Consider the following 11,758-nt stretch of genomic DNA (forward strand, 5'->3'; position numbering starts at 1 on the left):
CATTTCGCCGGCAAGGCCGGCTCCCGCACCATCAGCGCTTGTCCTTGCGCTTCTTGGCCGACTTCTTGTGGTGCGACATCAGGCGGCGCTTCTTGTTGACCTGGCGGTCGGTCAGGGTGTTCTTGTTGCCTTCGTACGGGTTCTCGCCACCCTTGTACTCGATGCGAATCGGCGTACCGACCAGCTTGAGCACACGGCGGTAGGTGTTTTCCAGGTAGCGCGAGTAGGACTTGGGCACCTTCTCCACCTGGTTGCCGTGGATCACGATGATCGGCGGGTTGGCACCCCCCAGGTGGGCATAGCGCAGCTTGATGCGACGGCTGTTGACCATCGGCGGCTGGTGCTCGCTGACCGCGTCTTCGAGGATCTGGGTCAGGCGGCTGGTCGGCCAGCGGGTGACCGCCGACTTGAACGAGTTCTGCACCGACTGGTACAGGTTGCCCACGCCAGTGCCGTGCAGTGCCGAAATGAAGTGAATGTCGGCAAAGTCGACGAAGAACAGCCGGCGTTCCAGCTCAGTCTTCACGTAGTCACGCTCGCCCGGCTGCATGCCGTCCCACTTGTTGAGCGCGATCACGATGGCGCGACCGGCTTCCAGTGCGAAACCCAGCAGGTTCAGGTCGTGGTCCACCACGCCTTCGCGGGCATCCATGACGAAGATCACCACGTTGGCGTCCTTGATCGCCTGCAGGGTCTTGACCACCGAGAACTTTTCGACTTCCTCGTGGATCTTGCCGCGCTTGCGCACACCGGCGGTGTCGATCAGCGTGTACTTCTCGTCGTTGCGCTCGAAGGGAATGTAGATGCTGTCGCGGGTGGTGCCGGGCTGGTCGTACACGATCACACGGTCTTCACCGAGCATGCGGTTGACCAGGGTCGACTTGCCGACGTTGGGGCGACCGATGATGGCGATCTTGATGCCATCCTTCTCGCTGGGGCCAGGAATGCGCACGGCTTCCTCGCCCTCGGCGACGTTCATGTCGATCTCTTCTTCTTCCTTGTCCCGCGGGAAGTCGCTGAGCACAGCCTCGAGCAAGTTGTTCACGCCACGGCCCTGGGCGCCGGCCACGCCGATGGCGTTGCCCATACCCAACGGTGCGAACTCGGCAATGGCGGTGTTCGGGTCGATGTTGTCGATCTTGTTGGCCACCAGGAACGAGCGCTTGTTGCGCTTGCGCAGGTGCTCGGAAATCATCTGGTCGGCAGCGGTCAGACCGGCACGGGCATCGACCAGGAACAGCACCACATCGGCTTCTTCGATGGCCAGCAGCGACTGCTCGGCCATTTTTTCGTCCATGCCATGTTCGTCACCGGAGATACCACCGGTGTCGACCAGGATGTAGGAGCGCCCTTGCCAGCGCGCCTCGCCATATTGACGGTCACGGGTCAGGCCAGACAGGTCGCCAACGATGGCATCGCGGGTCCTGGTCAGGCGGTTGAACATTGTAGATTTGCCGACGTTCGGTCGGCCCACCAGGGCGATTACGGGAACCATGCGGCTCTCCACTGCTTGAATTCAAAAAATACAAAGGCCGCTGCAGTGCAGCGGCCGGAGTTCGGGCGGCGCCCCGAAGGCGCCGCAGCCCGAGGCCCGCAGGCCTCAAGCATAGACTCAGCGAATGGTCAGCGCCTCGAGTTTGCCGCTGTTGCCAAACACATAAATCATGTCACCTACCACCAGCGGGCGTGCACGCAGGCCATCGCTGTCGATGCGCTCGCGACCCACGAAGCGGCCGTCCACCTGGCTCAGCAGGTGCAGGTAACCTTCCAGGTCACCCACGGCCACGTAGCTGGAGAACACTTCCGGTGCCGACAGCTGGCGACGGGCCAGCGAGTCGTTGCTCCACAGCGCCGACGAAGAACGCTCGTCGATGCCTTCGACCGTACCGGACGCCAGGCTCACGTAGACGTTGCCAAAGCCCTGGGCCACACCGGCGTAGCTGGAGGCATCGCGCTGCCACAGCACGCGACCGCTTTCCAGATCGAGGCCGGCGACGCGCCCCTGGTAGCTGGCCACGTACAGCACACCGCCCGACAGCAGCAGGCCGCCGTCGATATCCACCACGCGGTCCAGCTCGGAACGCCCTTGCGGAACGGCAACGCGTTGCTCCCAGACCGGCACACCATTCTGGGTATCCAGCGCCACGACCTTGCCGGTCGAGAGGCCGGCCACGGCCAGGCGGTTGGTCACGATCGGCGCACCGGTACCGCGCAGGGTCAGTACGGCCGGGGTGCTTTCGTAGATCCAGCGGCGGTCGCCGGTGCTGGCATCCAGGCCGATCACGCGATCGTCCTGGGTCTGCACCACCACCACGTCACCGTTGGTCGCCGGGGGCGCCAGTACTTCACTGGTGACCCGTGCACGCCACTTTTCTTCGCCGGTGCTGGCATCCATGGCGATCACTTCACCCTTGAGGGTGCCGAGCATGACCAGGCCGTAGCCGACACCCACCGCACCGGATACCGGCAGGTCGAGGTCTTTCTTCCAGATCACGTCGCCGTTCATGCGGTCCAGCGCCATCACCACGCCGGTCACATCGGCGGCGTAGATGCGGTCGTTCTCGATGGCCGGGACGAGCATGTTGAAGCTCTCGCCCTGGCCGTCACCGATCGAACGGCTCCACTGCTTCTTCAGTACCACCTCTTCGGTGAACTTGGTCAGCTCGGCCGGCGGCAGTTCCTTTTTGCTGTTGCTGCTGCAACCAACGGCCAGAAGGGCCACGGCCAGCACTGCTGCATGTTTCCAACCGATCACGTCACGCATCCCCTTTGGCAAGGTCGTCGAGCTTGAGTTGCAGGCCACCGATCGCGGCGTCATCCGACAGCGCGGCCTTGGCCTTCTGATACGCGGCGTGAGCATCATCGGCGCGACCCAGCTGTACCAGCAGGTCGCCCTTGAGTTCTTCACGGCTGGCCAGGAAGGCCTTGTCGGCATCGCCATCGAGCAGCTTCAGGGCGTCATCGACCTTGTTCTGCGCGGCCAGTACACGGGCCAGGCGCTGACGGGCAATTTCGCCCAGGGTGGCGTCGGCCGGCTTGTCGAGCACGCTTTTCAGTTCGCTGGCGGCGTCGTCGAGCTTGCCGCTCTCGACCGCGACCTTGGCCACGAACAGGCTGGCGTACTGCGCGTAGGCCGTGCCGCCGAACTCGCTCTTGAGCTTGCCCGACAGGTCCGCGACCTGGGCCATGTCCGGCTGGCCGGTCGGCGTCAGGGTGGTTTCAAGCAGGGCCTGATAAAGGTTCGAAGCACCTTGGGACTGGTTGCCCTGGTACTTCTGCCAGGTCTGCCAGCCCAACACTACCACCAGCGCCAACAGGCCACCGGTCAGCAGTGGTTTGCCGTTGCGCTGCCACCAATCCTTGAATGCGGCCAGTTGTTCATCATCGCTACTCGACACCCCAATACTCCTTTTCACCAAATCGGCTGTTGACCCGCTTCACGCCTGCGCGAGGGAAGCTTCCAGGTGCTCGGCCAGAGCATCCCAGGCAATGTTTTGTTGTTCGCCCTGACCACGCAGGGGTTTGAAACCTACCACTTGTTGCGCCAGTTCGTCGTCCCCCAGGATCAAGGCATACAGAGCGTTGCTCTTGTCGGCCTTCTTGAACTGGCTCTTGAAGCTGCCGCCACCGGCATTGACCTGCAGGCGCAAGCCCGGCAGGCGGTCACGCAGACGCTCGCTCAGGGCCAGCCCGGCGAGTTCGGCCTGTTCGCCAAAGGCGCACAGGTAGACGTCGATCTGACGCGAAATCGACTCGGGCACCTGGCCCAGGGTCTCGATCAGCAGCAGCAGACGCTCGATGCCCATGGCAAAACCCACGCCCGGGGTCGGCTTGCCGCCCATCTGCTCGACCAGGCCGTCGTAGCGGCCACCGGCACATACGGTGCCTTGGGAACCGAGCTTGTCGGTGACCCACTCGAACACGGTCTTGCTGTAGTAGTCCAGGCCGCGCACCAGCTTGGTGTTGATCACGAACGGAATGCCGGCGGCGTCCAGACGAGCCTTGAGCCCCTCGAAGTGCACGCGCGATTCTTCGTCCAGGTAGTCTTCGAGCTTCGGTGCACCCACCAGCGCCGCCTGGGTGTTGGCGTCCTTGCTGTCGAGAATGCGCAGCGGGTTGGTCTTGAGGCGACGTTGGCTGTCTTCGTCCAGTTGCTCCAGGCGCGCCGAGAGGAACTCGACCAGCGCGTCACGGTAACGGCCGCGGGCTTCGCTGGTACCCAGGCTGTTGAGTTCGAGCTTGACCGCATCGCGGATGCCCAGCAGGCCCCACAGGCGCCAGGTGAGCACGATCAGCTCGGCGTCGATGTCCGGGCCGTCGAGGTTGAACACCTCCAGGCCGATCTGGTGGAACTGGCGATAGCGGCCCTTCTGCGGGCGCTCGTGGCGGAACATCTGGCCGATGTACCAGAGCTTCTGCACCTGGCCACCACCGCTGATGCCGTGCTCGAGCACGGCGCGCACGCAGGCGGCGGTGCCTTCGGGGCGCAGGGTCAGGGAGTCGCCGTTGCGATCGGCGAAGGTGTACATCTCTTTTTCGACGATGTCGGTCACTTCACCGATGGAGCGCTTGAACAGCTCGGTCGGCTCGACGATCGGGGTGCGGATCTGGCGATAGCCGTAGGTGTCCAGCAGGCCGGCCACGGTGCTCTCGAAATAGCGCCACAGCGGGGTCTGCTCGGGCAGGATGTCGTTCATGCCACGAATGGCTTGCAGCGATTTGCTCACGGTAAATCCTTAACGAAATCGGTGTCGGTCAACCGCGGGCAATCACTGCCGCGTCGGCCTCGGCCTTCTCGGCCGCTTTCTGGCGGATGAGTTTTTCCAGCTCATCCACCAGGTTGTCATTGGTCAGCTTCTGCGCCGGCTTGCCATCGATGTAGATCAGGTTCGGCGTGCCGCCGGTGAGCCCCACGTGGGCTTCCTTGGCTTCGCCGGGGCCGTTGACCACACAGCCGATCACCGCCACGTCCAGCGGTACCAGCAGGTCTTCGAGGCGCCCTTCTAGCTCGTTCATGGTCTTGACCACATCGAAGTTCTGCCGCGAGCAGCTCGGGCAGGCGATGAAGTTGATGCCACGCGAACGCAGGTGCAGCGACTTGAGGATGTCGTAGCCGACCTTCACTTCCTCGACCGGGTCGGCGGCAAGCGAGATGCGGATAGTATCGCCAATCCCTTCGGCAAGCAGCATACCGAGGCCCACGGCCGATTTCACCGTGCCCGAGCGCAGGCCGCCGGCTTCGGTGATGCCCAGGTGCAGCGGCTGCACGATCTGCTTGGCCAGCAGGCGATAGGCCTCGACGGCCATGAACACGTCGGAGGCCTTCACGCTGACCTTGAAGTCCTGGAAGTCCAGGCGATCGAGGTGCTCCACGTGACGCATGGCCGACTCGACCAGGGCCGCCGGGGTGGGCTCGCCGTACTTCTTCTGCAGGTCCTTTTCCAGGGAGCCGGCGTTGACGCCGATACGGATAGGGATGCCGCGATCACGCGCGGCATCCACCACCGCGCGCACGCGGTCTTCACGGCCGATGTTGCCGGGGTTGATGCGCAGGCAGTCCACACCCAGCTCGGCCACGCGCAAGGCGATGCGGTAGTCGAAGTGGATATCGGCCACCAGCGGCACGCTGACCCGCTGCTTGATGCGGCCGAAGGCTTCGGCCGCGTCCATGTCCGGTACCGAGACGCGCACGATGTCGACGCCGGCATCCACCAGGCGGGTGATCTGTGCGACGGTGGCATCGACGTCGTTGGTGTCGGTGTTGGTCATGCTCTGGACGGCGATGGGTGCATCGCCGCCGACAGGCACATTACCTACCCAGATTTTGCGCGATTCGCGACGTTTGATCGGAGATTCGCCGTGCATGACTTATTGTCCCAACTTCAGGCGAGCAGTCTCGCCACTGGTGAACGGCGCCACGTCGACGGGCTGGCCGTTGAAACTGATCTGTGCGCCACGGGCAAAGCCCAGGCGTACCGCGAACGGCGGCTTGCCGGTGAGCTCGAGGGTCTCGCCCTTGCGCTTGGTGGCATTGACCAGCACCTTGCCGTTGCCGTCGGTGACCGAAGTCCAGCAATCGGCAACGAACTGCATGTGCAACGAGGCGCTGCCGGCAGCCGGTGCAGCCGCTGGCGCAGCGGGGGTGGCAGGCGCAGGGGCGGCAGCCACAGCCGGGGCGCTGGCCGCAGGGGCCGGCGCTACGGGAGCCGGGGCTACGGGTGCGGCAGGCGCAGCTGGCGCCGGGTTGCTGGCGGCCGGGGCCTGTGCGGCAGCCTCGTCGGTGGCAGGCTGGGCCTGCTCGGCCGGTGCGCTGGCAGCCGGCGCTTCCTGGCTTTGGGCCACGGCCTGGTCTTCAGGCTCGTCCAGCGGGTGGATCTGGGTGGTACCGTCGGCGCTCTCGACCTCGACGTGTTCCATGGCCAGGCTGGCCAGGTCCTTGCCGCGCAGGCTGGTCTGGTCCTGCCACCAGAAGAAGCCACCGCCGATCACCAGGATCAGCAGCAACAGGCTGACGATGCGCAGGATGTTGTGCGACAGGCGTACCGGCTCTTCGATACGCCCCAGCGCATGCACGTCGCTGCCCTGGGAATTGCTGCCGGTGGCCTGGTCGAAGGCCAGCACCAGTTCGGCCTGGTCCATCTCGAACAGCTTGGCGTAGGCACGGATATAGCCGCGGGCGAAGGTATGCCCTGGCAGCTTGTCGAACGCGCCGGTTTCAAGGTTGTTCAGGGAACTCACGGTCAGGTTGAGCTTGCGGGCCACTTCGGCCTGCGACAAGCCCTTGCTTTCACGGGCCTGACGCAAGGTCTCACCGGGATTCTGGCGAGTCGCTGCTGCTACTTCGGGATGCGCCGCTTTCATCATTGCTCCGACAGGTATTGCTGATATTCCGGCGTACCGGGATAAAGTCGTTGTAATTGCACGCCCAGTTCGGCGGCCTTGTCAGGTTCTTCGAATACAGTTGCCAGGCGCGAACCCAGCAGCAGGCTGCGGGGGCCGTGATCGCTCAGCTGGCTGAAACGATCGTAGTAGTCGCGCGCCGGCACATAATGCCTGTCTTCGTAAGACAACTCAGCCATTTCGAGCAACGCGCGCGGTTGCTGCTGGTTGAGCCGTAAAGCCTTTTGCAGGTGTTCACGCGCCTGCTCGCGCTGACCCAGCTTGATGGCGGTCAGGCCAAGGTTCTCGAAAACCCGGGAGCGTTCAGGATACAGGGTATCGGCCGCCGCTTGGCGAAACATCTGCTGCGCCTGGGCATAGCGCCCCTGTGCATACAGGAAACTGCCGAAATTGTTGCGAATACGGGGGTCGTCGGGGTTGGCAGCCAGGGCCTTGCGGTAATACCCCTCGGCCAGCGCCGGTTCGTCCTCGCGCTGGAACACCAGGGCCAGCGCGGCATTGGCTGCCGGGTCGCGAGCGTCCAGTTCAAGGGCCTTTTTCAGCGGCACCTTGGCGCGTTCGGTCAAACCTTGTTGCAAATAACCCAGGCCCAGTTGCACATAGGCCTGGCGTGCCTCTTCGCGCCCCTTGCCGCTTTGCAGCGGGTCGGAACTGCCGCTGCCGACGCAGCCGGCAAGCAGCGTCAGCAACAGGGTTGGCAGCGCGGCGCGCAGGCCCATGTCGGCCTCAGTTGCCCGCCGCGCCGGTTTGCGGCATATCGGCGTCGGCATTGAGCTGCCGTACCGCGATATAGCGCTCACTGCGGCGCGTGCGGTCCATCACCTGTCCCACCAGCTGACCACAGGCCGCGTCGATGTCCTCGCCACGGGTGGTGCGCACGGTAACGTTGTAGCCGGCCTGGTGCAGGTGGTCCTGGAAGCGGCGGATCGCGTTGTTGCTCGGACGCTCGTAGCCGGAGTGCGGGAACGGGTTGAACGGAATCAGGTTGATCTTGCACGGGATGTTCTTGAGCAGCTCGACCATCTCGACCGCGTGCTCGAGCTTGTCGTTGACGTCCTTGAGCAGGGTGTACTCGATGGTCAGCACACGCTTCTCGCCGAGTTCGGCCATGTAGCGCATGCACGACTCGAGCAGCATCTTGAGCGGGTACTTCTTGTTGATCGGTACCAGCTCGTTGCGCAGGGCGTCGTTGGGTGCGTGCAGCGACAGCGCCAGGGACACGTCGATGTGCTTGGCCAGCTGGTCGATCATCGGCACCACGCCGGAGGTGGACAGGGTCACGCGGCGCTTGGAAATGCCGTAGCCCAGGTCGTCCATCATCAGGTGCATGGCGGCGACCACGTTGTCGAAGTTGAGCAGCGGCTCACCCATGCCCATCATCACCACGTTGGTGATGGCGCGGTCGATGGTGGCGGGAATGCTGCCGAACGACTTGTTGGCAATCCACACCTGGCCGATCACTTCGGCGGCGGTGAGGTTGCTGTTGAATCCTTGCTTGCCGGTGGAGCAGAAACTGCAGTCCAGGGCGCAACCGGCCTGGGACGAGACACACAGGGTGCCACGCTTGCCCTGGGGGATGTACACGGTCTCGACGCAGCTGCCGGACGCCACGCGCACCACCCACTTGCGGGTGCCGTCGCTGGAGATGTCCTCGCTGACCACTTCGGGGCCGCGAATCTCGGCAACGGCCTTGAGCTTCTCGCGCAGGGCCTTGCCGACATTCGTCATGGCGTCGAAATCATCGACGCCAAAGTGGTGAATCCATTTCATTACCTGGCCGGCACGGAAACGCTTCTCCCCGATGGACTCGAAGAATTTTTCCATTTCCGGCTGGGTCAGGCCCAACAGGTTAGTTTTACCAGTCGATGTCGTCATGGATTCACCCTCACTCGTAAGCTGTCGCTTAGCGAGCGGTTACCTCGGTAGCTGCGAAGAAGTACGAGATTTCGCGAGCAGCAGCGGCTTCGGAGTCCGAACCGTGAACGGCGTTGGCGTCGATCGACTCGGCGAAGTCGGCACGGATGGTACCGGCAGCAGCTTCTTTAGGGTTGGTGGCGCCCATCAGCTCACGGTTCAGAGCGATGGCGTTTTCGCCTTCCAGAACCTGTACAACGACCGGGCCGGAGATCATGAAGGCAACCAGGTCACCGAAGAAGCCGCGCTCTTTGTGCTCGGCGTAGAAGCCTTCGGCTTCGGCTTTGGACAGTTGCTTGAGTTTCGAGGCAACGACGCGCAGGCCGGCTTTTTCGAAACGGGTGGTGATCTCGCCGATCACGTTCTTGGCAACGGCGTCAGGCTTGATGATGGAGAAAGTACGTTGAACAGCCATGGTGTAACTCCAGAAACAGTAAGTGAAGCGAAAAATTAAACCCGCGAATTATACGCGGGTTCCGGGGGATTGCCTAACCTGCCGAGTGCGCTCAGTCGGCTTCTTCGATCCAGGCGGCCTGAATGGCTTCAAGCACCTTCTCTCCGCCACGGTTCGGATCGTCGCTGAAGTCGGGCAGGGCCTGCACCCAGCGGCTCAGTTCGACGAAATTCACGTAGCGAGGATCGACTTGCGGCTTGCTTTCGGCAAGCTGAATTGCAATTTCAAGTACATCAACCCATTTCAGGCTCATGATGACTCCAACGGTCAGTGCGGCGCTTCGGCGGCGTGGTTGAGCGAGTATTTCGGGATCTCGACGGTCACGTCCTCGGTGCCGACCTTGGCCTGGCAGGTCAGGCGCGACGTGGGCTCCAGGCCCCAGGCGCGGTCGAGGTAGTCCTCTTCCAGCTCGTCGGCCTCGTTCAGCGAGTTGAAACCCTCGCGGATCACGCAGTGGCACGTGGTGCAGGCGCAGACGCCGCCGCAGGCGCTTTCGATCTCGATGTGGTTGTCATGGGCCACTTCAAGGATGGACTTACCGGTTTCGGCCTCCACCACCATTCCGTCCGGACAGAACTTCTCGTGGGGCAGAAAAATCACCTGCGGCATCAGTTATTCCTCGATCTCATTCAGGTTGCGCCCGGCCAAAGCGGCTTTTACCGTCGAATCAAGGCGACGGGCGGCAAAGGCATCGGTCACTTGCGACAGACGCTTGGTCTGCTGCTCGATGGCGGCGCCATCGGTACCGTTCATCAAATCACGCAAGTCTTGCATCTGTTGTTCGATCGCCAGGCGCTCTTCGGCGTCCAGCAGGCGCTCGCCATCGGCGTCCAGCGCGCCCTGCACCGCTTCGAGCAGACGCTCGGCGTCGACCTGGTGCTCGCGCAGCTGGCGCGCCACCTTGTCGTAGCCGGCATGTTCGAAGGAGTCCTTGAGCATGCGAGTGATCTCGCCGTCGGTCAGGCCGTAGGACGGCTTGACCTGAATGCTCGATTCCACACCCGAGCCCAGCTCGCGCGCCGAAACGCTGAGCAGGCCGTCGGCGTCGACCTGGAAGGTGACGCGAATCTTCGCCGCACCGGCCACCATGGCCGGGATGCCGCGCAGTTCGAAGCGCGCCAGGGAGCGGCAGTCGCTGATCAGCTCACGCTCACCCTGCAGCACGTGGATCATCATGGCCGACTGGCCGTCCTTGTACGTGGTGAATTCCTGGGCACGGGCAACCGGGATGGTGGTGTTGCGCGGGATCACCTTCTCCATCAACCCGCCCATGGTTTCCAGCCCCAGGGACAGCGGAATCACGTCGAGCAGCAGCAGTTCGCCGCCGTCGCGCTTGTTGCCGGCCAGGGTATCGGCCTGGATCGCGGCGCCGATGGCCACCACCTGATCGGGGTCGATCTCGGTCAGCGGGGTACGCCCGAACAGCGCGCCCACCGCCTCGCGCACACGCGGCACGCGAGTGGAACCACCGACCATGACCACGGCTTCGACTTCATCCAGCTCGATGCCACTGTCGCGCACGGCGCGGCGACAGGCCTTGAGGCTGCGCGCCACCATCGGTTCGATCAGCGCGTCGAAGCCGGCACGGGTCAGCTCGCCCTGCCAGGCGCCATGGCTCACGGACACGACATCGCTGCTGGTCAACGCTTCCTTGGCCGCACAGGCAGCTTGCAGCAGTTGACGCTGAGTGCCGGGGTCGAGGTCGGCAGACAGGCCCGCCTGCTCGATGATCCAGCCGGCCACCGCATGGTCGAAGTCATCGCCGCCCAGGGCGCTGTCGCCGCCGGTGGCCATCACCTCGAACACACCGCCGGTCAGGCGCAGGATGGAAATGTCGAAGGTGCCGCCGCCCAGGTCATAGATGGCCACCACGCCTTCGGCGTTCTGGTCCAGGCCATAGGCCACAGCCGCAGCGGTCGGTTCGTTGAGCAGGCGCAGCACGTTCAGCCCGGCCAGGCGCGCAGCGTCCTTGGTGGCCTGGCGCTGAGCGTCGTCGAAGTACGCCGGCACGGTGATCACCGCGCCGACCAGCTCGCCACCCAGGGTGGCTTCGGCGCGCTGGCGCAGCACCTTGAGAATGTCGGCCGAGACTTCCACCGGGCTTTTCGGGCCCTGCACCGTGTCGATGAACGGCATGTGCGACTCGCCGCCGACAAAGCGGTAGGGCAGTTGCTCGCCCAGTTGCTTGACGTCGGCCAGGCCGCGCCCCATCAGGCGCTTGACCGACAGCACGGTGTTCAGCGGGTCGCTGGAGGCCGCGTCACGGGCACTGTAGCCCACGTCGACATGGTTGGCGCGATAGCGCACCGCCGACGGCAGGATGACCCGGCCCTCGGCGTCTGGCAGCGGTTCGGAAATGCCGCTGCGCAATGCAGCGACCAGCGAATTGGTGGTGCCAAGGTCAATGCCCACGGCCAGGCGGCGCTGATGGGGCTGTGGCGTCTGACCGGGTTCGGCGATCTGCAGTAGGGCCATGCTTATCTGATACCA

Annotated in this window: 12 protein-coding genes; all 12 read right to left on the reverse strand. The window is 63.9% G+C overall.

Features of this window, described 5'->3' with window-relative positions:
* Positions 1–31 precede the first annotated feature (31 nt).
* Complete coding sequence (der, locus tag V9K84_RS17200) at positions 32–1,495, reverse strand: ribosome biogenesis GTPase Der (RefSeq protein ID WP_043862517.1); 1,464 nt, start codon at positions 1,493–1,495, stop codon at positions 32–34.
* A 117-nt stretch (positions 1,496–1,612) separates the two neighbouring features.
* Entirely contained in the window at positions 1,613–2,764 is a 1,152-nt protein-coding gene (bamB, locus tag V9K84_RS17205; protein ID WP_088515313.1) for an outer membrane protein assembly factor BamB, read from the reverse strand.
* Entirely contained in the window at positions 2,757–3,398 is a 642-nt protein-coding gene (locus V9K84_RS17210) for a tetratricopeptide repeat protein (RefSeq protein WP_043862519.1), read from the reverse strand. Before V9K84_RS17210 ends, bamB begins: the two co-directional genes overlap by 8 nt.
* Positions 3,399–3,437: 39 nt before the next feature.
* The gene (gene hisS, locus V9K84_RS17215; protein WP_054916601.1) at positions 3,438–4,727 is read right to left on the reverse strand and encodes a histidine--tRNA ligase; all 1,290 of its coding nucleotides are present in this window, start codon (positions 4,725–4,727) and stop codon (positions 3,438–3,440) included.
* 28 nt (positions 4,728–4,755) lie between these two features.
* Positions 4,756–5,865: a flavodoxin-dependent (E)-4-hydroxy-3-methylbut-2-enyl-diphosphate synthase gene (gene ispG, locus V9K84_RS17220; protein ID WP_043862521.1), complete on the reverse strand. Its 1,110-nt coding sequence runs from the start codon at positions 5,863–5,865 to the stop codon at positions 4,756–4,758.
* A 3-nt stretch (positions 5,866–5,868) separates the two neighbouring features.
* A complete protein-coding gene (locus tag V9K84_RS17225; RefSeq protein ID WP_088515312.1) occupies positions 5,869–6,861 on the reverse strand; it encodes a RodZ domain-containing protein in 993 nt (330 codons plus the stop codon).
* On the reverse strand, positions 6,861–7,619 hold the full coding sequence (pilW, locus tag V9K84_RS17230) for a type IV pilus biogenesis/stability protein PilW (protein WP_043864471.1): 759 nt from the start codon (positions 7,617–7,619) through the stop codon (positions 6,861–6,863). The genes V9K84_RS17225 and pilW overlap by 1 nt, the downstream gene beginning before the upstream one ends.
* Before the next feature lie 7 nt (positions 7,620–7,626).
* Complete coding sequence (rlmN, locus tag V9K84_RS17235) at positions 7,627–8,775, reverse strand: 23S rRNA (adenine(2503)-C(2))-methyltransferase RlmN (protein WP_054916603.1); 1,149 nt, start codon at positions 8,773–8,775, stop codon at positions 7,627–7,629.
* Positions 8,776–8,803: 28 nt separating this feature from the next.
* Positions 8,804–9,229 carry a nucleoside-diphosphate kinase gene (ndk, locus tag V9K84_RS17240; protein ID WP_043864469.1) on the reverse strand — a complete coding sequence of 142 codons (426 nt, stop codon included), beginning with the start codon at positions 9,227–9,229 and terminating at the stop codon, positions 8,804–8,806.
* A 91-nt stretch (positions 9,230–9,320) separates the two neighbouring features.
* Entirely contained in the window at positions 9,321–9,521 is a 201-nt protein-coding gene (gene iscX, locus V9K84_RS17245) for a Fe-S cluster assembly protein IscX (protein WP_054916604.1), read from the reverse strand.
* A gap of 14 nt (positions 9,522–9,535) precedes the next feature.
* On the reverse strand, positions 9,536–9,877 hold the full coding sequence (gene fdx / locus V9K84_RS17250; protein ID WP_043864467.1) for an ISC system 2Fe-2S type ferredoxin: 342 nt from the start codon (positions 9,875–9,877) through the stop codon (positions 9,536–9,538).
* 3 nt (positions 9,878–9,880) lie between these two features.
* Positions 9,881–11,743, reverse strand: coding sequence for a Fe-S protein assembly chaperone HscA (hscA, locus tag V9K84_RS17255; protein ID WP_088515311.1), 1,863 nt, complete (start codon positions 11,741–11,743; stop codon positions 9,881–9,883).
* Between the last annotated feature and the right edge of the window lie 15 nt (positions 11,744–11,758).

This window comes from Pseudomonas sp. AE27 (assembly GCF_037113495.1).
Lineage (GTDB): Bacteria > Pseudomonadota > Gammaproteobacteria > Pseudomonadales > Pseudomonadaceae > Aquipseudomonas > Aquipseudomonas palmensis.